20 protein-coding genes are annotated in these 22,762 nt (G+C 74.0%); 11 read left to right on the forward strand and 9 right to left on the reverse strand.

Features of this window, described 5'->3' with window-relative positions:
- The gene (locus ACZ6A9_RS20190; protein ID WP_468987368.1) at positions 1-537 is read right to left on the reverse strand and encodes an RNA polymerase sigma factor; all 537 of its coding nucleotides are present in this window, start codon (positions 535-537) and stop codon (positions 1-3) included.
- A 333-nt stretch (positions 538-870) separates the two neighbouring features.
- Here ACZ6A9_RS20190 and ACZ6A9_RS20195 point away from each other — a divergent pair, with 333 nt between their 5' ends.
- Positions 871-1,887, forward strand: coding sequence for an aspartate-semialdehyde dehydrogenase (locus ACZ6A9_RS20195; RefSeq protein ID WP_468987369.1), 1,017 nt, complete (start codon positions 871-873; stop codon positions 1,885-1,887).
- A 60-nt stretch (positions 1,888-1,947) separates the two neighbouring features.
- On the opposite strand, the gene ACZ6A9_RS20200 is transcribed toward ACZ6A9_RS20195, so the two are convergent.
- The gene (locus tag ACZ6A9_RS20200) at positions 1,948-2,295 is read right to left on the reverse strand and encodes a type II toxin-antitoxin system PemK/MazF family toxin (RefSeq protein ID WP_468987370.1); all 348 of its coding nucleotides are present in this window, start codon (positions 2,293-2,295) and stop codon (positions 1,948-1,950) included.
- Positions 2,282-2,512: a ribbon-helix-helix domain-containing protein gene (locus ACZ6A9_RS20205; RefSeq protein ID WP_468987371.1), complete on the reverse strand. Its 231-nt coding sequence runs from the start codon at positions 2,510-2,512 to the stop codon at positions 2,282-2,284. The genes ACZ6A9_RS20200 and ACZ6A9_RS20205 overlap by 14 nt, the downstream gene beginning before the upstream one ends.
- A gap of 177 nt (positions 2,513-2,689) precedes the next feature.
- Here ACZ6A9_RS20205 and pepN point away from each other — a divergent pair, with 177 nt between their 5' ends.
- Positions 2,690-5,272: an aminopeptidase N gene (gene pepN / locus ACZ6A9_RS20210; RefSeq protein ID WP_468987372.1), complete on the forward strand. Its 2,583-nt coding sequence runs from the start codon at positions 2,690-2,692 to the stop codon at positions 5,270-5,272.
- Between the two features lie 128 nt (positions 5,273-5,400).
- Here pepN and ACZ6A9_RS20215 read toward each other — a convergent pair whose 3' ends face one another.
- Together ACZ6A9_RS20215 and ACZ6A9_RS20220 are read right to left on the reverse strand one after the other, a co-directional pair.
- The gene (locus tag ACZ6A9_RS20215) at positions 5,401-6,009 is read right to left on the reverse strand and encodes a hypothetical protein (RefSeq protein WP_468987373.1); all 609 of its coding nucleotides are present in this window, start codon (positions 6,007-6,009) and stop codon (positions 5,401-5,403) included.
- 247 nt (positions 6,010-6,256) lie between these two features.
- Positions 6,257-7,207, reverse strand: coding sequence for an EamA family transporter (locus tag ACZ6A9_RS20220; RefSeq protein ID WP_468987374.1), 951 nt, complete (start codon positions 7,205-7,207; stop codon positions 6,257-6,259).
- Between the two features lie 117 nt (positions 7,208-7,324).
- Here ACZ6A9_RS20220 and ACZ6A9_RS20225 point away from each other — a divergent pair, with 117 nt between their 5' ends.
- Complete coding sequence (locus tag ACZ6A9_RS20225; RefSeq protein ID WP_468987376.1) at positions 7,325-7,837, forward strand: MarR family winged helix-turn-helix transcriptional regulator; 513 nt, start codon at positions 7,325-7,327, stop codon at positions 7,835-7,837.
- 152 nt (positions 7,838-7,989) lie between these two features.
- Here ACZ6A9_RS20225 and ACZ6A9_RS20230 read toward each other — a convergent pair whose 3' ends face one another.
- The 3 genes from ACZ6A9_RS20230 to ACZ6A9_RS20240 are packed head-to-tail and all read right to left on the reverse strand — an operon-like array spanning position 7,990 to position 10,671.
- On the reverse strand, positions 7,990-8,265 hold the full coding sequence (locus tag ACZ6A9_RS20230) for a hypothetical protein (RefSeq protein WP_468987379.1): 276 nt from the start codon (positions 8,263-8,265) through the stop codon (positions 7,990-7,992).
- Between the two features lie 23 nt (positions 8,266-8,288).
- The gene (malQ, locus tag ACZ6A9_RS20235) at positions 8,289-10,394 is read right to left on the reverse strand and encodes a 4-alpha-glucanotransferase (protein ID WP_468987380.1); all 2,106 of its coding nucleotides are present in this window, start codon (positions 10,392-10,394) and stop codon (positions 8,289-8,291) included.
- 1 nt (position 10,395) lies between these two features.
- Positions 10,396-10,671 (reverse strand): hypothetical protein, encoded by a 276-nt coding sequence (locus ACZ6A9_RS20240; protein ID WP_468987382.1) that lies wholly within the window; start codon positions 10,669-10,671, stop codon positions 10,396-10,398.
- Between the two features lie 312 nt (positions 10,672-10,983).
- On the opposite strand from ACZ6A9_RS20240, the gene ACZ6A9_RS20245 reads away from it, so the two are divergent.
- From ACZ6A9_RS20245 to ACZ6A9_RS20260, 4 genes are all read left to right on the forward strand, one after another.
- Entirely contained in the window at positions 10,984-13,863 is a 2,880-nt protein-coding gene (locus tag ACZ6A9_RS20245; RefSeq protein WP_468987383.1) for a beta-N-acetylglucosaminidase domain-containing protein, read from the forward strand.
- Between the two features lie 80 nt (positions 13,864-13,943).
- Positions 13,944-14,477, forward strand: coding sequence for a PadR family transcriptional regulator (locus tag ACZ6A9_RS20250; RefSeq protein ID WP_468987384.1), 534 nt, complete (start codon positions 13,944-13,946; stop codon positions 14,475-14,477).
- Entirely contained in the window at positions 14,474-15,172 is a 699-nt protein-coding gene (locus ACZ6A9_RS20255) for an ABC transporter ATP-binding protein (protein ID WP_468987385.1), read from the forward strand. The genes ACZ6A9_RS20250 and ACZ6A9_RS20255 overlap by 4 nt, the downstream gene beginning before the upstream one ends.
- Positions 15,169-16,533 carry an ABC transporter permease gene (locus ACZ6A9_RS20260; RefSeq protein WP_468987387.1) on the forward strand — a complete coding sequence of 455 codons (1,365 nt, stop codon included), beginning with the start codon at positions 15,169-15,171 and terminating at the stop codon, positions 16,531-16,533. The genes ACZ6A9_RS20255 and ACZ6A9_RS20260 overlap by 4 nt, the downstream gene beginning before the upstream one ends.
- A gap of 175 nt (positions 16,534-16,708) precedes the next feature.
- Here ACZ6A9_RS20260 and ACZ6A9_RS20265 read toward each other — a convergent pair whose 3' ends face one another.
- Positions 16,709-17,245 carry an HNH endonuclease gene (locus ACZ6A9_RS20265; RefSeq protein ID WP_468987388.1) on the reverse strand — a complete coding sequence of 179 codons (537 nt, stop codon included), beginning with the start codon at positions 17,243-17,245 and terminating at the stop codon, positions 16,709-16,711.
- Positions 17,246-17,558: 313 nt separating this feature from the next.
- On the opposite strand from ACZ6A9_RS20265, the gene ACZ6A9_RS20270 reads away from it, so the two are divergent.
- The 4 genes from ACZ6A9_RS20270 (at position 17,559) to ACZ6A9_RS20285 (ending at position 22,398) form a co-directional block, all read left to right on the forward strand.
- On the forward strand, positions 17,559-18,644 hold the full coding sequence (locus tag ACZ6A9_RS20270; protein ID WP_468987389.1) for a mechanosensitive ion channel family protein: 1,086 nt from the start codon (positions 17,559-17,561) through the stop codon (positions 18,642-18,644).
- Positions 18,645-18,844: 200 nt separating this feature from the next.
- Complete coding sequence (locus ACZ6A9_RS20275) at positions 18,845-20,062, forward strand: ROK family transcriptional regulator (RefSeq protein ID WP_468987390.1); 1,218 nt, start codon at positions 18,845-18,847, stop codon at positions 20,060-20,062.
- Between the two features lie 105 nt (positions 20,063-20,167).
- Positions 20,168-21,436 (forward strand): 6-phospho-beta-glucosidase, encoded by a 1,269-nt coding sequence (locus tag ACZ6A9_RS20280; RefSeq protein ID WP_468987392.1) that lies wholly within the window; start codon positions 20,168-20,170, stop codon positions 21,434-21,436.
- Positions 21,427-22,398 (forward strand): N-acetylglucosamine kinase, encoded by a 972-nt coding sequence (locus tag ACZ6A9_RS20285; protein ID WP_468987393.1) that lies wholly within the window; start codon positions 21,427-21,429, stop codon positions 22,396-22,398. Before ACZ6A9_RS20280 ends, ACZ6A9_RS20285 begins: the two co-directional genes overlap by 10 nt.
- The last annotated feature ends 364 nt before the right edge of the window (positions 22,399-22,762 follow it).

Raw genomic sequence — 22,762 nt, forward strand, 5'->3', positions numbered from 1 at the left:
TCACACCACCTCGTCCTCGTGCAGGCGGGCGCGCAGGGCCCGTACGGCAGTGTGCAGCCTGCTCTTGACCGTGCCCTCCGGGACGCCGAGCTGCTCGGCGATCGAGCGCACCGGCAGATCGGCGTAGAAACGCAGCACGACGACCTGGCGCTGCGCGTCGGGCAGCCGGTCCAGGCCCCGGGCGACGGCGAGGGAGAGCACGCTGGTCTCCTCGCCGGAAGGCTCCTGAGCCGGCCGCAGCGCGGCCAGCCGCTCCCCCAGCCGCTCCTGGCGGCGCTTGGCCCGGTGCCAGTCCATGGCGAGGTTCGAGGCGACGACCGCCGCCCACGCCGAGACGTCCCGCGGCGCCTCCCGGCCGCTCGCGGCCCTCTCCAGCAACCGCAGGCGGACCTGCTGCACCCCGTCCGGCAGGTCCGCCTGCGGTACCCCGCCCAGGGCGAGCACCGCCCGCACCCGGCGTTCCTGCACCGCGTCCAGCGGGTCGTCGTCGGCAGCGACGTACGCCCCCCGGCCGCGCCGGATCCTTCCGCGCAGCACTGGCCACCCCCCTCACGCTGTTTCTCCTACGACGCCACTCGGGCCGGGAACGTTCGCACCGGTTGTCGGGAGCAGCAGAGGCGTACATCACATCTCCGTGTGGGCGAGGGCGGACCGGGCAGGGAACCTTGCGGTCCGTGACCCCTGGTGGCTGAATTTCTCCTGGTCAGCGGGGTGACGGCCGAAGGTCCGCGGCCTGTCCGCCCTGCTCGGTCGTCCCAGTGGGCGGGCAAACCGGCAAAGAATTGGACAGGCGGGCCGTGGTCGGCCGCATCATGGAAGAGCCTCGGCCAGGCACATCAGGTACGTATCAGGACGCAGTAGGGAGTCACCGTGAGGGTCGGAATCGTCGGAGCCACCGGTCAGGTGGGCACGGTCATGCGCAGGATCCTCAAGGAGCGGAACTTCCCGGTCACGGAGCTGCGCCTGTTCGCCTCGGCCCGCTCGGCGGGCACGGAGCTGGACGGCGTGACGGTGGAGGACGCCTCCACCGCCGACTACAGCGGCCTGGACATCGTGCTGTTCTCCGCCGGCGGCGCGACCTCCAGGGCGCTGGCCGAGAAGGTCGCCGCGCAGGGTCCCGTCGTGATCGACAACTCCTCCGCCTGGCGCAAGGACCCCGAGGTCCCCCTCGTCGTCTCCGAGGTCAACCCGCACGCCATCGCCAACCGGCCCAAGGGCATCATCGCCAACCCGAACTGCACCACGATGGCCGCGATGCCGGTGCTGCGTCCGCTGCACGCGGAGGCGGGCCTCGAGGCGCTGGTCGTCGCCACGTACCAGGCGGTGTCCGGTTCCGGCCTCGCGGGCGTCGCCGAGCTGCACGGCCAGGCGTCGAAGGTGATCGACGAGGCCGACAAGCTGACCCACGACGGTTCGGCGGTCGACTTCCCCGAGCCCGGCGTCTACCAGCGCCCCATCGCCTTCAACGTGCTGCCGCTGGCCGGCAACCTCGTCGACGACGGTCGGTACGAGACCGACGAGGAGCAGAAGCTGCGCAACGAGTCGCGCAAGATCCTCGGCATTCCCGGCCTCAAGGTCTCCGGCACCTGTGTGCGCGTCCCGGTCTTCTCCGGCCACTCGCTGCAGATCAACGCCCGTTTCGCCCGCCCGATCAGCGCGGAGCGCGCGACCGAGCTGCTGGCCCAGGCACCCGGCGTGGTCCTCACCGACATCCCCACCCCGCTCCAGGCGGCCGGCCAGGACCCGTCCTACGTGGGCCGCATCCGCCCCGACGAGACGGTGGACAACGGCCTCGCGCTGTTCGTCTCCAACGACAACCTCCGCAAGGGCGCCGCGCTGAACGCGGTGCAGATCGCGGAGCTGGTGGCGGCCGAGCTGAAGGGCTGAGCAGGCCAACGGACGTCACGAGGGGCGGTCACCGGGCTCGGTGACCGCCCCTCGGCGCTTTCACAGCGCCAGGTGTCGTCGCAGCGCCACGTCGATCTCGGCCATGCGCTGCCGCGGCACCACACCGATCGGCCGCAGCAGCCGCTCCGGGGCCAGTGCCCGAACCTGCTCGCACTGCGCCTTGGAATCCTTCAGGAGCCCGCACTCCGCCGCGGGCAGCAGCACCTGGAACGGGTAGACGCGGGACGTGTTCGTCGTCAGCGGCACCAGCGTGAGCACACCTCGTCCGGCCCTCTCCACGGCCGCGTTGGCGCCGTCGTTCGAGACGATGACGCCCGGCCGCGCCTTGTTGGCTTCGCTCCCCCGGGCCGGCTCGTAGTCGACCAGATAGATGTCACCGCGCTTCATCGGACACTCCGTCCCCCGAGAAGCGGTCCCAGAACTGTGCGTCCTCGCTCTCGTCCCACTCGGCGAAGGCCTCCGTGTACTGCTGCTCGAGCTGTGCCTGCCGCAGCAGTTCGATCGCGGCGTGTATCACCGAGGACCGGGAGGCGGCGTCCGTACGGGCGGCGTACTCGTCGACGAAGGCGACATCCTCCTGCGGCAGACTCACACTGATCTTCATACAGTCAATGCTACCTAAGGTGCCACCCTTCAGGCCACCCTTATCCGACCTCAGCGCGGATGGAACCCTCCCACATGTCCGACCGAGGGGTATCCCCATGGTCCGGCTCGGTCATCCCCCGATCCCGATCCCGCGTGGAAGGATGACGCAACCCACACATAACGAGGAGATGACCGCGTGCCTGGCACAAACCTGACTCGCGAAGAGGCGCAGCAGCGGGCGAAGCTGCTGACGGTTGACTCGTACGAGATCGATCTCGATCTCTCCGGCGCGCAGGAGGGCGGCACCTACCGGTCCGTGACCACGGTGCGCTTCGACGTCGCCGAGGACGGCGACGGCGCGGAGTCGTTCATCGACCTGGTCGCTCCGGCCGTGCACGAGGTGACCCTCAACGGTGACTCCCTCGACCCGTCCGAGGTCTTCGCCGATTCCCGCATCGCCCTGCCGGGCCTGCTCCGGGGCCGCAACGTCCTGCGGGTGAGGGCGGACTGCGCCTACACCAACACCGGCGAGGGCCTGCACCGCTTCGTCGACCCGGTCGACGACCAGGCGTACCTCTACACCCAGTTCGAGGTGCCGGACGCCCGCCGCGTCTTCGCGAGTTTCGAACAGCCGGACCTCAAGGCGACCTTCCAGTTCACCGTGAAGGCGCCGGAGGGCTGGACCGTCATCTCCAACTCGCCGACCCCCGAACCGCGCGACAACGTCTGGGAGTTCGCGCCGACCCCGCGCATCTCGTCGTACATCACGGCGCTGATCGTCGGCCCGTACCACTCCGTGCACAGCGTGTACGAGAAGGACGGCCAGTCCGTCCCGCTCGGCATCTACTGCCGGCCCTCGCTCGCCGAGCACCTCGACGCGGACGCGATCTTCGCCGTAACCCGGCAGGGCTTCGAGTGGTTCCAGGAGAAGTTCGACTACGCGTACCCGTTCGAGAAGTACGACCAGCTGTTCGTGCCGGAGTTCAACGCGGGTGCGATGGAGAACGCGGGCGCGGTGACCATCCGCGACCAGTACGTGTTCCGGTCGAAGGTGACCGACGCCGCGTACGAGGTGCGGGCCGCCACGATCCTGCACGAGCTGGCCCACATGTGGTTCGGCGACCTCGTCACCATGGAGTGGTGGAACGACCTGTGGCTGAACGAGTCGTTCGCCACCTACGCCGAGGCCGCCTGCCAGGCCGACGCGCCCGGCTCGAAGTGGCCGCACTCGTGGACGACGTTCGCCAACTCCATGAAGACGTGGGCCTACCGCCAGGACCAGCTGCCGTCCACGCACCCGATCATGGCGGACATCCGCGACCTGGACGACGTGCTCGTCAACTTCGACGGCATCACGTACGCCAAGGGCGCCTCGGTGCTGAAGCAGCTCGTCGCGTACGTCGGCGAGGACGCGTTCTTCCGGGGCGTGCAGGCGTACTTCAAGCGCCACGCGTTCGGCAACACGCGCCTGTCCGACCTGCTGGGCGCGCTGGAGGAGACCTCCGGGCGCGATCTGAAGACGTGGTCGAAGCAGTGGCTGGAGACGGCCGGCATCAACGTCCTGCGCCCGGAGATCGCCACGGACGGCGACGGCGTCATCACCTCCTTCGCCATCCGCCAGGAGGCGCCCGCGCTCCCGGCCGGCGCGAAGGGCGAGCCGACCCTGCGCCCGCACCGCATCGCGATCGGCCTGTACGACCTCGACGGGGCGACCGGCAAGCTGGTGCGCGGCGACCGGGTCGAACTCGACGTGGACGGCGAGCTGACCGACGTGCCGCAGCTGGCCGGCAAGCGCCGTCCGGCGGTCGTCCTCCTCAACGACGACGACCTGTCCTACGCCAAGGTCCGCCTGGACGAGCAGTCCCTGGCCTTCGTCACCGAGCACCTGGGCGACTTCGAGTCGTCCCTGCCCCGCGCCCTGTGCTGGGCCTCCGCCTGGGACATGACCCGGGACGCGGAGCTCCCCGCCCGCGACTACCTCTCGCTCGTGCTGTCGGGCATCGGCAAGGAGTCCGACATCGGTGTCGTGCAGTCGCTGCACCGCCAGGTGAAGCTGGCGATCGACCTGTACACCGACCCGGGCGCCCGCGAGACGCTGCTGGCCCGCTGGACCGACGCGACGCTGGCCCACCTGCGGGCCGCCGAACCGGCCAGCGACCACCAGCTCGCGTGGGCGCGTGCCTTCGCGGCGACGGCCCGCACCCCGGAGCAGCTGGACCTGCTGGAGGCGCTGCTGGCCGGCACGCAGACCGTCGAGGGGCTGGCCGTGGACACGGAGCTGCGCTGGGCGTTCGTGCAGCGGCTGGCGGCGGTGGGCCGCTTCGACGAGGCGGAGATCACGGCCGAGTACGAGCGGGACAGGACGGCGGCCGGCGAGCGCCACGCCGCGACCGCCCGCGCGGCCCGCCCGACGGAGGAGGCCAAGGCGGAGGCGTGGGCCTCGGTCGTCGAGTCCGACAAGCTGCCGAACGCCGTCCAGGAGGCGGTCATCGCCGGCTTCGTCCAGACCGACCAGCGCGAGCTGCTGGCCCCGTACACCGACCGGTACTTCGAGGTGCTGGAGGACGTGTGGGCCTCCCGCTCGCACGAGATGGCCCAGCAGATCGCCGTCGGCCTCTACCCGGGCATCCAGGTCTCCGGCGAGACCCTGGACAGGACCGACACCTGGCTGACCGCCACCTCCCCCAACGCGGCCCTGCGCCGTCTGGTCTCGGAGTCCCGCGCGGGTGTGGAGCGCGCGCTGCGGGCACAGGCGGCGGACGCGGCGGCGTCCGCGTAACCGCCGCACGGCTCGAAGGGCGCCCGGTGCTCACGCCGGGCGCCCTTCTTCGTGCCCGCGGTCGTCAGGACGTCGGGCGTCACGGTGGTGACCGCCCGGTCAGCGGGTGCGCCGCGCGAGCGGCGCGGTCAGGGCGCGGCCGGATACGGCTTGGCCGTGAGGCCGCCGAGCCAGGGACCCTGGAGGTGTTCGGCACGCAGTTCGGTGCGGGAGACCGCCTGGGCGGCGAGGAGGGCGAGGGCACCCTCGCTGGGGGCGGCGGGCACCGGGTCCTCCAGGCTCGCGTGGCCGTCGGGGAAACCCGCGTCGCGCAGGGACCGCAGGACGCGGTCACCGAAGTGGCCCCAGCGGCGGTTGCCGCGCGGCTCCAGGCCGCCGACCGGGCTGCCGTGCTCCCGGAAGACGACCTGCACCTTGTTCGGGTCGGAGAAGACGGTGCAGGCGGGTGCGTCCGGTGCGGTGAACGCCTCGAGGACGTCCGGGTGGGTGCCTACCCAGCCGGTCTGCGCCTCGCTCTCCACCACCACCGACCACCGGTCGTCCAGCACGGCCGCCGCGACCAGCACCGGCGGCCCGTCGAACGGCGAACGGCGGGCGAACGCCGCCAGCCCGTCCGGCAGCGGCGCGGCCTCGCTCACCCCCATGGCGTCGAGGCAGAACGCGGGCGGCCGGGGCGCGAAGGTGACGGCCCAGCCCTCGCCCCACAGGCGGGTCGGATCGAGCGGTTGTGCGTGCATCGCGTCGGCTCCCTGATGGCTTGCGGAGAACGGGGGCCGCCTGCGCGGCAGCGCGGCCCCCGCCGGTGCGCGGTCTGGTCGGTGATCTCGACCCAGAACCGGTCGTTGCTGCCGTCCGGGTACGGCAGGGTCGCGTCCCAGGCCAGAATGCCTCTCTGGGGCAACTAGGAGCCTCCGCGGCGCACTTGCGCACGGAGTCGATCACAGAACTTAAAGATCGTTTACGTGGGAGACGGGTGCGGGGTGGTCACGTTCTGTGCAACACCTGCGCATCTCCCGTGACGGCGGACCCGGGCGGCGCCGGCGCGGGCGCCCCGAGGGCCGTGCGCGGGCGCGGCGCGGCCTGCCCCGCCACCGTCGCCCCGAACGCCAGGGCCATGCCCGCCAGTTGGGGCGGGGTCAGCGTCTCACCGAGGGCCGCCCAGCCGATCACCGCCGCCGTGAGGGGGCTGAGGGGGCCGAGGAAGGTGACCTGGGTGGCGGTGAGGCGTCCGACGCCCCGGAACCAGAGCCAGTACGCGATCGCCGTGTTGGCCAGGGCGAGGTAGAGGTAGCCGCCGAGGGCCGGAACGTCCAGGGCGGGGGGCGCGCCCTCGGCCAGGACGGCGAAGGGCGCGATCAGCAGGCCTCCGGCCGTCAGCTGCCAGCCCGTCAGGGCGAGCGGGCCGACACCCTCCGGGCGCCCCCAGCGCTGGGTGAGGACGGTGCCGGCGGACATCGAGGCGGTGGAGGCGAGGGCCGCGAGGACGCCCAGCGGATCCAGCGCGCCCGCCGACTCCAGGACCACCAGGCTGACGCCGGACGCGGCCGCGAACCCGGTGATCACATGGCGCGCCGTCGGCCGCTGCCCCAGCAGCAGCGCCGACAGGACGACCACGAACAGCGGTCCGGCCGAGCCCACGACCGCCGCCATGCCGCCGGGCAGCCGGTACGCGGAGAGGAACAGCAGCGGGAAGAAGGCGCCGATGTTGAGCGCGCCGAGCACCGCCGCCTTCCACCACCAGGCACCGCGTGGCAGTACGCGGACCAGGGCGAGCAGGACCAGGCCGGCCGGCAGGGCGCGTACCAGGCCGGTGAACAGGGGGCGGTCGGGCGGGAGGAACTCCGTGGTCACGGCGTAGGTGGTGCCCCAGGAGACGGGTGCGAGGGCGGTGAGGGCGGTGACGGCCGCGCGGGAGGGGGCGCGGCGCTGGGACATGGGCGGTGGCATGGGCAGCCCTTCCGGGTAGGTCAGCTGCGAGTAGCTTACTCGTGAGCTACTTATCGTCGAGCCACTTTCTTGCGGGTGATCCTGTGGACGCGGATACTCCTCGCCATGAGCACATCCCAGGAGCCGCGCCCCAAGGATCCCGTCGACGCGATCGTCGAGCAGTGGGCGCGGGTGCGGCCCGATCTGGACACGGCCGGTATGGAGGTCTTCGGGCGTGTCTTCCGGCTGGCGCGCGCCATGGGCGACCGGATGGAGAGGGCGTACGCCCGGTACGGCATCTCGCGCGGGGAGTTCGATGTGCTGGCGACCCTGCGGCGGGCCGGGGAGCCCTACACCCTCTCCCCCCGGCAGCTCTCGGGCACGCTGATGCTGACCACCGGCGGGATGACGGGGCGGCTCGACAAGCTGGAGCGGGCGGGGCTGCTGCGCCGCTCCCCCGACCCGCACGACCGGCGCGGGCTCCAGGTCACGCTCACCGCGGAGGGGCTGGAGCTGATCGACCAGGCGGTCGGCGCGGGACTCGCCGAGCAGACGGAGGCCCTGGCGGCGCTCGGCGGGGAGCGGGCGGGGCAGCTGTCCTCGCTGCTGCGGGAGTTGCTGCTCGCGAGCGAGCGGTAAGGGCGCCGGGGCCGCCCTCGGAGCCGGGGCGGGCCCGGCCCTCTCAGGGCCGGGGCGGGCCGGCCTCCCTCAGGGGCGACAGCGCCGAGGGCGCCGGCGTCCGCTCGTCGCGGTGCCGGCGCCCTCGGGACAGTGCGCGGAGGTGCTCCGGGTCAGGCCTTGGCCTCGGCCTTCGTGCTGATGTTGGAGCTGGTGACGTCCTTCTTCTTGTGCGACTTGTCGCCGACCATCACCAGTGCGGCGATGATCACGAAGAGCGCGATCGGGGCCAGGACGTAGAGGCCCAGCGTCTCGACGACGCTCAGGCCCGTGCCGGGGTCGTCGCCGTCGTCGCGGGTGAGCGCGAGCGCGGGGGACGTCATGAGCAGCATCATCAGCGTCGTACCGGCTGCCAGGGCGCCGGCGCGCAGGGCGTTCTTCGTGTCCACGGTCCCAACGTATCGAACGCGGTTCAGGTGCGCGCGGCCGGGGTGCCGTAAGGGGGCGGGGCGTCAGGGGCGGTCTCGGTCAGTGTCCTCAGCAGGGCGTGCAGCCTCGGTGAGGCCGTCAGGTCCTCCAGCGTCACCGGGCGGCCCTCCGCGTCCGCGATCGGCAAGCGCCAGTTCGGGTACTGGTCCCACGTGCCCGGCAGGTTCTGCGGGCGGCGGTCGCCGACGCCGTCCGGCAGCCACACGCCGATCATCCGGGCGGGGGTGCGCAGCAGGTACCGGTGCACGGCCTGGATCTCCGCCTCCTCCCCCGGGGCCCCTCGCAGCAGCCCCAGCCGGCGCAGCAGCTCACGCCACTCCCCCACGTCCGCCGCCGCTTCCGCGCGCTCCTCCTCCAGGGGACGGGTGAGCAGCCCCAGGCGGTCCCGGAGTTCCACGTGCTCGCCGCCGAGCCGTGCCGCGGTGGGCGGCAGGTCGTGGGTGGTGGCCGTCGCCAGGCAGTCCGCGCGCCAGGTCTCCGGCGGCAGCGGGCGGCGGTCGCCCTCCCAGTCCCGCTCGAACCACAGCACCGAGGTGCCGTACACCCCGCGTTCGCGCAGCGCCTCGCGCACGCCCGGCTCCACGGTGCCGAGATCCTCGCCGATCACCACCGACCCGGCGCGGGAGGCCTCCAGGACCAGCACGGCGAGCATCGCCTCGGCGTCGTAGCGGACGTAGGTGCCCTCCGTGGGCGGGTGCCCCTCGGGGACCCACCAGAGCCGGAACAGGCCCATCACGTGGTCGATGCGCAGCGCTCCCGCGTACCGGAAGAGGGCCCGCAGCAGGGCGCGGAAGGGGGCGTACCCGGAGTCGGCGAGGCGGTCGGGGCGCCAGGGCGGCAGGCCCCAGTCCTGGCCGCGCGCGTTGAAGGCGTCCGGGGGAGCGCCGACGGACATGCCGGCCGCGAAGTGGTCCTGCTGCGCCCAGGCGTCGGCGCCGGCGGGGTGGACGCCGACGGCGAGGTCGTGGACGATCCCGACCGTCATCCCGGCCTCGCGCGCGGCGCGCTGGGCGGCGGTGAGCTGGGCGTCGGTGAGCCAGACGAGGCGGGAGTGGAAGTCGACGCGGTCCGCCAGTTCCCGGCGGGCTCGGGCGGTGCCGGGCGAGCGGGGGTCGCGCAGTTCGGCGGGCCAGCGGTGCCAGTCGGCACCGTGGACCTCGGCGAGGGCGTACCAGGTGGCGTGGTCCTGGAGGGCCTGCCCCTGCGCGGTGCGGAAATCGGCGTAGGCGGCCCGGCGGCCGGGGCCGAGCGGGACCGCGTGGACCAGCTCCAGGGCCTCCCGCTTGGCCTCCCAGACGGCGTCCCGGTCGATCAGCGCGCCCTTGTCCAGCACCGCCCCGCGCAGCCGGGCCGCCCGCTCCCGCAGGGCGCGGACGCGGCCCTGGTCCTCGACGTAACCGAACTCGGGGACGTCCTCGATCCGCAGGTGGACGGGGTCGGGGAAGCGGCGGGAGGAGGGACGGTAGGGGGAGGGGTCGGTCGGGGGGCCGGGGACGGCCGCGTGCAGCGGGTTGACCTGGACGAATCCGGCGCCGAGGGTGCGTCCGGCCCACCCGGCGAGTTCGCCGAGGTCGGCGAGGTCGCCCATGCCCCAGGAGCGGCGGGAGAGGAGCGAGTAGAGCTGCACCAGGAGGCCGCAGGAGCGTCCCCGCGGCGCGGGCAGCCGGGGTGGGGCGACGATCAGGTGGGCGCGGGCGGTGCGGCCGTCGGGTGCGGTGGCGGTCAGGTCGTGCACGCCGGGCGGAAGGTGCCGGGCGGAGGCGAGGGTCTCGCCCTGTTCGGTGCGGACGCTCAGCCGGGTGCCGTCGGGCAGTGCGGTGAGGGCGGCCGGGGTGTCGGTGCCCCAGGCGACCACGGTGGGGGGCAGCAGCCGTGCGCCCCGTTCGCGTTCGCGGGTGGTGAGGGCGGCACGGACGGCGTCCGGGCTTGCCGCGTCCACGCCGAGGGCGGCCAGCGCGAGGGTGACGGCGGTGGCGGAGGCCGTGACGGTGCGGTCCGGTGAGGGGCTGTAGGAGGTGGCGACGCCGTGCAGGGCGGCGAGCCGCGACAGGTCCGCGGAAGGGGGCTCGGCCGGCCGGGGCGCGCTCACCCTAGGGCTCCGGGCGGTACTGGGCCGGGAAGGAGTCGAGTCCGGAGGCGTCCGAGGAGTCCGTCCAGGTGTCGGACTCGCTGGTCAGGGGGGCGGCTTCGGCGAGCGGCGGTTCGCTGGTGAGCGGTTCGGCGTCCGGCAGCGGGGGTTCGCTGGTCAGCGGGAGTTCGGTGCAGGGGCCCTCCGCGCTGAAGACGCAGAAGTGGAGGTCGTCGGCGGAGGTCTCCGCCACGGGTTTGGACAGGGGCGGGGTAGGAACGTAGGCCGGTGCGGTCACAGATCGTCTCCTCGTCGAGCACGGTCCGCGGATCACGCGGACGTGCGGGATGCGGGTCGTGCGTGGTCGTGCGGGTTATCCCGCAGCCCTACCCAGCGGGCGCGATGGCAGACGTACAAAGTCTTCCAACGTGTTCCTGCTCACATTCTTCCCGCTTCTCCTCCCTCCACGGTGGGACAAACCCGCCACAGCGTCCACTCTCATTGACACGTTCATCACCGAAGTGGTGGGGTCGGATCTCTCGGTAACGGAATGGACACGGCCGTTCGGCCGCCGGACCGTTCGGACCGCTCGAGCGACCAGGAGGGGCCCGTGCAGCTGCGGCGTGGGAGGACGGCGAACACCAGGAGGGCCGCCCTCGCGTTCGCCGTCCTCGCCGGAACGCTGGGGACCGCGCCGGCCGCCGTGGCGGCGCCGCCCGCGCCCGGGACGACCGCCTCGCCCACCGCCGATCCGGTGGGGACCGCGGAGCCGTCCGTGTGGCCGCGCCCCCACTCCGTGCGCGCGAACGGCGCCCCGGTCGAGGTGACCGAGGAGGTCGCCCTCATCGCGGACGAGACGGCCGACCCGTACGCCGTCGAGGTGCTGCGGGAGCTGTTGCGGGAGGCCGGGGCGCGCCGGTTCACCGCCCCCGGCGCACCGGTGCCCGAGGGGGCGCTCGTGGTGCGGGCGGGGACGGAGCGCGCCTCGAACGACCCCCGGCACGCCCTGCCGGCCGGCGGCTACACGCTGACCACGGGGCGGGGGGCCGTCTCCCTGGCCGGGGCGGACGGTGCCGGCCTGTTCCACGCCGTGCAGACCCTGCGGCAGCTGCTGCGCCCGGACGGCACGATCGGCGCCGTCGCGGTGCGCGACTGGCCGGGCACCGCCGTGCGCGGCATCACCGAGGGCTTCTACGGCACCCCGTGGACCCACCGGCAGCGGCTGGGCCAGCTGGACTTCATGGGCCGCACCAAGCAGAACCGGTACCTCTACGCGCCCGGCGAGGACCTGCTGCGCCAGGCCCGCTGGCGGGAGCCGTACCCGGCCGAGCGGCGCGCGGAGTTCCGCGAGCTGGCCGAGCGGGCCCGGCGCAACCACGTCACGCTCGCCTGGGCGGTCGCGCCGGGGCAGGCGATGTGCTTCGCCTCGGAGCGGGACCTGCGCGCCCTGACCCGGAAACTGGACGCGATGTGGGCACTGGGCTTCCGCGCCTTCCAGCTCCAGTTCCAGGACGTCAGCTACAGCGAGTGGCACTGCGGGGCGGACGCCGACCGGTTCGGGTCGGGCCCCGAGGCGGCGGCCCGCGCCCAGGCGCACGTGGCGAACGCGGTGGCCCGGCACCTGGCGGACCGCCACCCGGAGTCCGTGGCGCTGTCGCTGATGCCGACCGAGTACCACGAGGAGGGTTCCACGTCGTACCGGAGGTCCCTCGCGCAGGCACTGGACGAGGGCATCGAGGTGGCGTGGACCGGGGTCGGGGTGGTGCCGCGCACCATCACCGGCCGCCAACTGGGCGAGGCGCGGAAGGCGTTCGGACACCCGCTGGTCACGATGGACAACTACCCGGTGAACGACTACGCCCCGGGCCGGATCTTCCTCGGCCCCTACCAGGGCCGCGAGCCGGCCGTCGCCGCCGGTTCGGCGGCCCTGCTCGCCAACGCGATGGCGCAGCCCGAGGCGTCCCGCGTCCCGCTGTTCACGGCCGCCGACTTCGCCTGGAACCCGCGTGGTTACCGCCCCCAGGAGTCCTGGCGGGCCGCGATCGCCGACCTCGCCGGTGGTGACACCCGGCGCGAGAAGGCGCTGACGGCGCTCGCCGGGAACGTCGCCTCGTCGGTGCTCGGCGGCACCGAGTCGGCGTATCTGCGGCCGCTGCTGGAGGAGTTCTGGCGCACCCGGCCGACGGCGCGCGGGCCTCGGGAGCCCGACGCCGCCGTCCGGCTGCGCGCGGCCTTCACGGCGCTGCGTGACCTGCCGGGCCGGCTGTCCGGCACCGCGCTCGCCACCGAGGTCGCCCCGTGGTCCGAGGCGCTGGCCCGTCACGGCGAGGCCGGCACGACGGCGCTGGACATGCTGGGCGCCCAGCGGGCCGGGGACGCGGCCTCCGCCTGGTCGGCGTACCGGAAGCTGGGCGAGCAGCGCCGGGCGGCCGCCTCGGCACGCGTGACGGTCGGCGAGGGCGTGCTGGACCCGTTCCTGAGCCGGGCGCGGAAGGCGTACGAGAGCTGGGCCGGGCTCGACCGGGAGCCGCCCGCGCGGTCCGGCGGCGAGCGCACCCTCGACCTGCCGCGCGCCCGTGCGGTCGACACCGTGACGGTGCTCACCGAGCCGGGCACGCGGGGAGCCGTGGAGGCGCACGTGCCGGGCGAGGGGTGGCGCCGGCTCGGGACGCTGGCCGAGGAGGGCGCCACCGAGCTGCGGGCCGGCGCCGAGCCGGTCGACGCCGTCCGTGTCACCGGCGCCGACCCCGCCCGGGTGCGGCACCTGGTCCCGTGGTTCGCGGACGCGCCCGCCGCCTCCGTCGAACTGCCCGGCGACCGCGCGGACGCCGACATCGGCGGCACCCGGAAGCTGACGGTCACCCTCGGCTCGCTGCGCCCCGACGAGGTGCGCGGCAGGCTGACCGTGGAGGCCCCGAAGGAGCTCGCCGTGCGGGTGCCCCCGGAGGTCCTGACCGTCCCGCGCGGTACGCCGCTCCAGGTGCCGGTCGAGGTGACCGTGAAGCCGGGCACGCCCGTCCGGGACCACCAGGTCCGGCTCGGCTTCGGCGGCGCGACGCGCACGCTGACGGTGCACGCGGTTCCCCGCGTCGGCGGCCCCGACCTGGCCCGCGGCGGCCGGGCGAGCTCCTCGGCCGACGAGACGCCCGACTTCCCCGCCGCGGCGGGGAACGACGGAGACCCGGAGACCCGCTGGTCGTCCCCGGTGGAGGACGACGCCTGGTGGCAGGTGGACCTCGAACGCCCGGTGCGGCTGGGGAAGGTGGCGCTGCACTGGCAGGACGCGCACCCGTCGGCGTACCGCGTGGAGGTGTCGGCGGACGGCCGCAGCTGGCGCACGGCGGTGGAGGTCCGCGACGGCGCGGGGGGCCGGGAGAGCGTCCGCATGGACGAGCGGGACGTGCGCCACGTCCGCGTCCAGGGCGAGAAGCGCGCGACGCGGTACGGCTATTCACTGTGGTCGGTGGAGGCGTACGCGGTCGCGGACTGAGCGATTCCCCTTGTGCTGATTCCGGATGCCCGGGGCCGTACTATTCACTCAGTACATGTACGCAGTACATACTGGGGCCCATGAGCACCCGTCACATCCTGCTGGGCCTGCTCGCCTCGGGGCCGAGCCACGGCTACGACCTCAAGCGACGCCACGACGAACGCTTCCCGCAGGCCCGTCCGCTGGCCTACGGGCAGGTCTACACGACGCTTCAGCGCCTGGTCCGGGACGGTCTCGCCGAGGTCGAGGGCACCGACTCCGACGGCGGTCCCGAGCGGACGACGTACCGCGCCACGGACGACGGCGCGCGTGAACTGTCCCAGTGGGCCGGGGAGATCGCCCCGCCCGCGCCGTTCGTGACGAACGAGATCTTCGCCAAGGTCGTGGTGTCGATCCTGTCCGACGGCGACCCCGCCGGGTACCTGCGTGCCCAGCGCGCCGCCCACATGGACCGGATGCGGGAGCTCACCGCGGTGAAGACGGCGGGCGGCGCCGATCTGGCGACCGTGCTCTCCGCCGACTTCGCCCTCAACCACCTGGACGCCGACCTGCGGTGGATGACGACCACGGCGGCCCGGCTCACCACCCTGACCGCGGAGGTCGACACGGCATGAACGACGGGGACAACACGGCGGGGCCGCTGCTCACGGGCCGCCGGCTGGTCAAGGCACACGGCAGGACCGAGGCGCTGCGGGGCGCCACCGTCACCCTGGGCGCGGGCGAGATCCTCGCGGTGACGGGCCCCAGCGGGAGCGGCAAGTCGACGCTGGCGCACTGCCTCTCCGGCATCACCCGCCCGGACGCGGGCTCGGTGACGTACGCCGGGCAGCGGCTGGAGGAGCTGCCGGAGAAGCGGCTGAGCGAGCTGCGCCGCACCGAGTTCGGGGTGGTGTTCCAGTTCGGCCAGCTGATCCCGGAGCTGACCGCCGCGGACAACGTGGCGCTGCCGCTGATGCTGGCGGGCGCCGGCCGCGCCGAGGCGCGGGCGGCGGCCGGGGAGTGGCTGGAGCGGTTCGGGGTGCGCGGCCAGGAGGAGTCGCGGCCGGGCGAGATGAGCGGAGGGCAGGCGCAGCGGGTGGCGCTGGCCCGCGCGCTGGTCACCGGGCCCCGGGTGGTGTTCGCGGACGAGCCGACGGGGGCGCTGGACTCGCTGGCGGGCGAGCAGGTGATGACGGCCCTGGTGCACACGGCCCGCGAGGCCGGCACGGCGGTGCTGCTGATCACGCACGACGCGCAGGTGGCGGCGTACGCCGACCGTGAAGTACGGCTGTGCGACGGTGCCGTGACGCCGCAGGGGGTGGCGGCATGACGGCGTCCCTCGTCTGCGACCTGCGGCTGGCGTGGCAGCTCACCCGCGGCTCCGACCGGCGCGAGTGGTGGCGGATCGGGCTCACCGCGACCGGGGCGGCGCTCGCCACCGGGTTCGCGCTGGCGGCCGGTGCGCTGGCCTCGCTGAGCGGCCACTACTCCGTGCCCGTCGCCGAGGGGCTGCTCAGCGAACCCGGCACGCGCGCCGGGGTGATCCTCGCCCTGCTGCTGCTCCTCGTCCCGGTGCTCGGCTTCCTCGGGCAGTGCGCCCGGATCGGGGCCGTGCACCGCGACCGGCGGCTGGCCGGCCTGCGGCTGGCGGGGACGGGTCCGTGGCAGGTGCGGCGGATCGCCGCGCTGGAGACCGGGCTGGCCTGCCTGCTCGGGTCGGCGGTCGCGACAGCCGTCTCGGTGACGGTCCTGGCGGGGGCGCGGAAGCCTCCCGCGCTCACCTGGGGGGTGCTCGCGCTGGTCGCGTTCGCCGTCCCCGTCCTGGGCGCGGCGGCGGGCGCGCTGGCGCTGCGCCGGGTGGTGGCCTCGCCGCTCGGGTGGGTGCGCCGCGTCGGTCCGGCACGCCCGGGGCGCGGGCCGGGGCGGCTGTTCCTGCTGTCGCTGCTGCTGGTGGGGGCGGTCGCGCTGGTCACGGCGACCACCGCCTCGGCGGGCCCGCGCGGCGCCTCCCCGTGGCAGATGCCGATGACGGTGTCCGGTGCGCTGCTCGCGGTCGGCGCGGGCGCGGTGTGGCTGTCCGGGGTTACGTCCCGGGCCGTGGGCCGGACGCTTGCGGTGCGGGCCCGCTCGGCGGCGACACTGATCGCGGCGGAGCGGCTGCGCGACGACCCGTGGGCAGCGGCCCGTACACATGCGGCGGTGCTGCTGGTGACGGTCGTGGGCACCGGGTTCGTGAGCGTGCGGCACATCATGATCGAAGGGCTGCGCGAGGACCGGCATCGGCTCGCGGAGAGCGTCTCGTACTACACGACCGGGCTGAACCTCACCGGCGCGGCGATCGCGGTGGGCCTGGTGATCACCTTGTCCGCGCTCGCCGTCGGCACGGCCGAGTCGCTCGCCGGCCGCCGCAGGGGGCTGGCGGCGCAGGTGGCGGCCGGTGTGCCGCGGGCGGTACTCAACCGGGCACTGCTGCTGGAGACCGCGCTGCCGCTGGCACCGGCCCTGCTGGTGGCGGGCGTCGGCGGTCTGGCGATCGGCGTCGCCTACTCCTCGGTCGCCGCGTCCGGCGTCCTGCCGTGGTCCGCCCTGCTGGTCCCGCTCACGGTCTACGCCACCTGCCTGCTGGCCTCGGCCACCGCCCTGCCCCTGCTGCGGCGCACGATCCGCCCGGCGGAGCTGCGCTACACCTGAACCGGCGCGGCCCCGGGGGGGACGGGGGTTCCCCGGGGCCGGGCCGTACGCGGGCGCCGGGCCCCGGGCCGGACCGTACGGGGGCGTCCTGGACCGCACCGCGCCGGCGGGGCGACCCTCCGGCCGGACTCACCCGTGCCGGACTGGACCCCGTCACCACGCGGAGGGGCCGGGGTCAGGCCGAGAGGCCGTCGATCCGGGCCATCGCGTCCTCCGCCCCGTACGGCTGGAGGTAGGGCAGCCAGCGCGGGTCACGGTGGCCGGTGCCGATGATGCGCCAGGCCAGACCGGTGGGCGGGGCGGGTTTGTGACGCAGGCGCCAGCCCAGCTCGAACAGGTGCCGGTCGGCCTTCACGTGGTTGCAGCGGCGGCAGGACGCCACGACGTTGTCCCAGACGTGCTTGCCCCCGCGGCTGCGCGGGATCACGTGGTCGACGCTGGTTGCGACGCCACCGCAGTACATGCACCGGCCCCCGTCACGGGCGAACAGCGCCCGGCGGGTGAGGGGAACGGGCCCCCGGTAGGGAACCCGCACGAAACGCTTGAGCCGGACCACGCTGGGTGCGGGGACTGTGACGGTCGCGCTGTGCAGATAGGCGCCGGTCTCCTCGAGGCAGACTGCCTTGTTCTCGAGGACGAGCACGAGCGCGCGGCGGAGCGGTACGACGCCGAGCGGCTCGTACGACGCGTTGAGGACCAGGACATGCGGCACGGACGGCCTCCTTGTACGCCGGCGGCGCGTGGCTCGCGCCGGGACGATCCGTAGTCAGTTTCTCCTCATGCCTGGTGGAAGCGCCACCATGTCCCGGTAACGGGCTGGGAGTGTTTTCGACCACATCCCGATGCATCCCCAGGATCACGGCCTGTTCACGCACGGGTGAGCACGGTCTCTTCTTCACAGAGGGGGCCGATCCCCGCACAATGCCCCGTTAGTGTGGTGGTTCTGCCCGTCCGGTGACCCGATCGTGACCTTGCCGGACTTGACCGCCCCGGCGGGGGCAGATCGTGCACTGGAGGTACCTGCCGTGTCCTTGTCCGCCGTCCTGTCGGCCGCCGATCCGTCGCCGACGCCCTCGGAGTCCGGGACCCCCGTGGTGCCCTCCCTCAAGGACGCCCACGAGAGCGCCACCAACGCCGCCGGCTGGGTCGAGGAGAACTGGTCGACGTGGCTGGCGATCGGGCTCAGGGTCCTGCTCATCCTGGTGATCGCGGTGGTGCTGCGCGTGGTGGTGCGGCGGGCGATCACGAAGCTGGTCGACCGCATGTCCCGCACCGGCCAGGCGGTGGACGGCACCGCGCTCGGCGGTCTGCTGGTCAACGCCGAGCGGCGCCGGCAGCGCTCGCAGGCGATCGGTTCGGTACTGCGCTCGGTGGCGTCGTTCCTGATCATGGGAACCGCCGCGCTGATGGTCCTCGGCACGTTCCAGATCAATCTGGCGCCGCTGCTGGCCTCGGCCGGTGTCGCGGGTGTGGCGATCGGCTTCGGCGCGCGCAACCTGGTGACCGACTTCCTCTCCGGCGTGTTCATGATCCTGGAGGACCAGTACGGCGTCGGTGACACCGTCGACGCGGGCGTGGCGTCCGGTGAGGTGATCGAGGTCGGGCTGCGGGTGACCAAGCTCCGCGGTGACAACGGCGAGATCTGGTACGTCCGCAACGGCGAGGTCAAGCGCATCGGCAACCTGTCGCAGGGCTGGGCGACCGCCAACGTGGACGTCACGGTCCGTTCCGACGAGGACCTGGACCGGGTGAAGGAGACGCTGACCGACGTGGCCGAGCGGACGAGCAAGGAGGAGCCCTGGAACGAGCTCCTGTGGAGCCCGGTCGAGGTGCTCGGCCTGGACTCGGTGCTGCTGGACTCGATGGTGGTCCGCGTCTCGGCGAAGACCATGCCGGGCAAGTCACTGACCGTGGAGCGGGAGCTGCGCTGGCGCATCAAGCGCGCCTTCGACGCGACCGGCATCCGTATCGTCGGCGGCGCCACGGCCCTGGAGGACGCGCCGCCCGCCGACCCGACGGCCGGCGTGGCGGCCCCGTCCGCCTACGCGAGCACGATCTCACCGCAGTCGATCGCGGCGTCCCCGCTGCCCCCGCCGAACATCACCAAGTAGGCGCGCACCCGAAGGGCGGCGACCGGGACTCCCCCGGTGCCGCCCTTCGGCATCCCCTTGACGACCCTTCCGCACCGGCCTACCGTCCTCCCCGTCCGACAGGAAACTTTCCTGACAGTGCGCCGACCGCTCCCGGGACGGACGTCCCGCACCGGTCGCTGACAGGCTGGGCAGTCCGAGAAGGGCAGGTGTCGCACCCCGTGGCCGGAACCGCCGGTACGCCGGGCACCCCGCGTGTGCTGCGCGCCATGAACGACCGCACCGCCCTGGACCTCCTGCTCGAGCACGGCCCGCTGTCCCGCACCCGGATCGGCAAGCTGACCGGCCTGTCCAAGCCGACCGCCTCCCAGCTCCTGGCCCGCCTGGAGGCGGCCGGGCTGGTCCTCGCCACCGGCACCACCGAGGGCCGCCCCGGCCCCGGCGCCCAGCTGTACGAGGTCAACCCGGCCGCCGCCCACGCGGCGGGGCTGGACGTCACCCCCCGGCGGATACGCGCCGCCGTCGCCGACATCACCGGCCGCACGGTCGGCCGGCACGAGCTGCCCACCCCCGGCCGCCGCTCCGCGACCCCCGTCGTCCAGCAGGTCACCGACGCCCTGGACGGCGCGGTGAAGGCGGCGGGACTGTCCCGCCTCGACATCCATCACCTGGTCATAGGGACACCGGGCGCCTTCGACCCGAACACCGGCCGGCTGCGCTACGCCTCCCACCTCCCCGGCTGGCACTCCCCGACGCTGCTCGGCGAACTGGCGGCCGCACTGCCCATGCCGTTCGAGTACGAGAACGACGTCAACCTGGTCGCCCTGGCCGAGCAGCGTCTCGGCGCGGCCCGCGACCACACCGACTTCGTCCTGCTGTGGAACCAGGAGGGCCTGGGCGCCGCCCTGGTGCTGGGCGGCCGGCTGCACCGGGGCTGGACCGGAGGCGCGGGCGAGGTCGGCTTCCTCCCCGTGCCCGGCGCTCCCCTGGTCCGCCACGTCGCCAGGACCAACAGCGGCGGTTTCCAGGAGCTGGCCGGCGCCCAGGCCGTGCCCGGGCTCGCCCGTGAGCTGGGCATCGACGGCATCCCGCCGGGCCCGCACACCGAGCAGGCGGCCGCCCTCCTCGAACGCGCCGCCGCGTCCCCGCCCGACGACGATCCCCCTCACCGCCTCCTGCGCGCCTACGCCACCCGCCTGGCCACCGGTCTGGCCTCCCTGGTCTCCGTCCTCGACCCCGAACTCGTCGTCCTGAGCGGCAGCGGCCTCACCTCGGGCGGCGAGGTGCTGCGCGCCCTGGTCCAGGCCGAACTCGAAGAACTGGCAGCCCCCCGCCCCCGGCTCGTCCTCGGCGACGTCCGCGAACACCCCGTGCTGCGCGGCGCGCTGGAGAGCGCGCTGGCGACCACCCGCGACGAGGTCTTCGACACCTCCCGCTGAACCGCGTCCGTGCGTCACGGCCCCGTGATCCTCCTGCTCGTCTCCCCCAGAAGGCACGCGTCGAGGGCGTCACCCTCACCGGAGTGAAGGGACACAAGACACGACATGAAACTCACCGTGGTCGGCGGAGGCTCGACCTACACCCCAGAACTCGTCGACGGTCTCGCCCGTCTGAGAGACACCCTCCCCCTCACCGAGCTGGTCCTCACCGACCCGGCGACGGACCGCCTCGACCTGATCGGTGCCCTCTCCCGCCGCATCCTCGCCCGCCAGGGCCACCCCGGCACCCTCACCACGACCGCCGACCTGGACGCGGCGGTGGACGGCGCGGACGCGGTCCTCCTCCAGCTCAGGGTGGGCGGTCAGGCGGCCCGGCAGCAGGACGAGACCTGGCCCCTGGAGTGCGGCTGCGTCGGTCAGGAGACCACCGGCGCGGGCGGCCTGGCCAAGGCGCTGCGCACGGTCCCGGTCGTCCTCGACATCGCCGACCGCGTCCGCCGGACCAACCCGGACGCCTGGATCATCGACTTCACCAACCCCGTGGGCATCGTCACCCGTGCCCTGCTCCGGGCCGGCCACAAGGCACTGGGCCTGTGCAACGTGGCCATCGGCCTCCAGCGCAAGTTCGCCGCGCTCCTGGACACCGACCCGGCCGACATCCACCTGGACCACGTCGGACTCAACCACCTCACCTGGGAGACGGCGGTGCGCCGGGGCGGCGGCCCCGACGGCGAGGACGTCCTCCCCGCCCTCCTCTCCGCCCACGGCGACACGATCGCCGCCGACCTGCGCCTCCCCCGCCCCCTCCTGGACCGCCTGGGCGTCATCCCGTCCTACTACCTGCGCTACTTCTACGCACACGACGAGGTCGTACGCGAACAGCGCACCAAGCCCTCCCGGGCCGCCGAGGTGGCCGACATGGAACGCCGCCTCCTCGCCCTGTACGCCGACCCGGCCCTCGCCGAGAAGCCCGCCCTGCTGTCCCAGCGGGGCGGCGCCTACTACTCGGAGGCGGCGGTGGACCTGGCGGCGGCCCTGCTCCGCGGTGCGGGCTCCCCGCACCAGGTGGTCAACACCCACAACAACGGCACCCTCCCCTTCCTCCCCGACGACGCCGTCATCGAAGTCCAGGCGACGGCGGGCCCGAAGGGCGCGAACCCGCTCCCCGTCGCCCCGGTCGACCCCCTCTTCGCGGGCCTGATGGCCGACGTCACCGCCTACGAGGACCTGGCCCTGGAGGCGGCCCTGCACGGCACCCGGGACCGCGTGTTCCGCGCCCTGCTCGCCCACCCCCTGATCGGCCAGTACGCGTACGCCGACCGGCTCACCGACGAACTCGTCGCGCACAACCGGGAGTACCTCCCGTGGGCCTGACCGCGGGCGTCCTCGCCATCGACGCCGGCAACAGCAAGACGGACGTGGCGGTGATCGGGTCCGACGGGGCGGTGCTCGCGACGGCCCGCGGGAAGGGCTTCCGTCCCCCGGCGGTGGGTCTGGACACCGCGATGGACACCCTCACCGATCCCGTCGTCCGGGCCCTCACCCACGCCGGCACCAAGGCCGTCCTGCGCGTCACGGCCTGCCTGGCCAACGCCGACCTGCCCCAGGAGGAGGAACAGCTGACGGCGGCGCTGGCCGCGCGCGGCTGGGGCGGGTCCGTCGAGGTGCGCAACGACACCTTCGCGATCCTGCGCGCGGGCGTCGCCGAGCCGCGGGGCGTCGCCGTCGTCTGCGGCGCGGGCATCAACTGCGTCGGCATGCGCCCCGACGGGCGCACCGCCCGCTTCCCCGCCGTCGGACGCATCTCCGGTGACTGGGGCGGGGGTTGGGCGCTGGCGGAGGAGGCGCTGTGGCACGCGGCCCGCGCGTCGGACGGGCGCGGCGGGCCCACGGCCCTCGCGGGCACGCTCCCGGCGCACTTCGGGCTGTCCGGCATGCCCGAGCTGATCGCGGCACTGCACCTGGGGCACGTACCGCAAGCCCGCCGGCACGAGCTGACTTTGGTGCTCTTCGCGACGGCGGCGGGAGGCGACGGGGTCGCGCGGGCGATCGTCGAACGGCAGGCCGAGGAGATCGTCACGATGGCGGTGGTCGCGCTGACGCGGCTGTCCCTGCTGGAGGAGGAGACGCCCGTGGTGCTGGGCGGGAGCGTGCTGGCCGCGCGGCACCCCCTGCTGAACGACCGCGTCCACGCCCTCCTCGCCGAGCGGGCACCGAAGGCGGTGCCCCGGCTGGTCACGGCGAGTCCCGTGCTGGGGGCGGGGCTGCTGGGACTGGACGGGCTGGCGGCGCCGGCCTCCGCGTACGACCGCTTGCGCGGGCATTACGAGGGGTAGGGGTGCGGGTCACGCACCCGGCGCGGGCTCGGTGGCCGGCGCCACGGGTCGTGCACCCCGGTACTCTCCCGGCGCCCGGGGTGGGGTGCGGGCCGTGGAGTGTCCGCGCAGCCCGGCGCGGGCGGGGTGCCGTCGCGCCCACCCGTGCCGCCGCGCACCCCCACCGCAGGGACAGCGGCGCCGCGGGCACCCCGCCCACCGCGCCGCGGGCAACCCGCAGGCATCCGCCCACCACGCCGCACACGGCACTCCACCCGCACACCGCCCAACCCCCCTGGAACCGAACCGGATTCCCCGACGTGTTCCTGGGCAGGGCCTGGACGGTGAGGGGCGGAATTTCCGGCAATCGGGCTGCAATCGGCTC

Source organism: Streptomyces sp. NPDC041124 (assembly GCF_055592385.1).

Coding starts and splice junctions, on each gene's coding strand:
- ACZ6A9_RS20225 (WP_468987376.1), top strand. CDS start 7,325: ATGAGCACATCCCAGGAGCCGCGCCCCAAGGATCCCGTCGACGCGATC.
- ACZ6A9_RS20255 (WP_468987385.1), top strand. CDS start 14,474: ATGAACGACGGGGACAACACGGCGGGGCCGCTGCTCACGGGCCGCCGG.
- ACZ6A9_RS20280 (WP_468987392.1), top strand. CDS start 20,168: ATGAAACTCACCGTGGTCGGCGGAGGCTCGACCTACACCCCAGAACTC.
- ACZ6A9_RS20250 (WP_468987384.1), top strand. CDS start 13,944: ATGAGCACCCGTCACATCCTGCTGGGCCTGCTCGCCTCGGGGCCGAGC.
- ACZ6A9_RS20205 (WP_468987371.1), bottom strand. CDS start 2,512: ATGAAGATCAGTGTGAGTCTGCCGCAGGAGGATGTCGCCTTCGTCGAC.
- ACZ6A9_RS20200 (WP_468987370.1), bottom strand. CDS start 2,295: ATGAAGCGCGGTGACATCTATCTGGTCGACTACGAGCCGGCCCGGGGG.
- ACZ6A9_RS20260 (WP_468987387.1), top strand. CDS start 15,169: ATGACGGCGTCCCTCGTCTGCGACCTGCGGCTGGCGTGGCAGCTCACC.
- ACZ6A9_RS20220 (WP_468987374.1), bottom strand. CDS start 7,207: ATGTCCCAGCGCCGCGCCCCCTCCCGCGCGGCCGTCACCGCCCTCACC.
- ACZ6A9_RS20215 (WP_468987373.1), bottom strand. CDS start 6,009: ATGCACGCACAACCGCTCGATCCGACCCGCCTGTGGGGCGAGGGCTGG.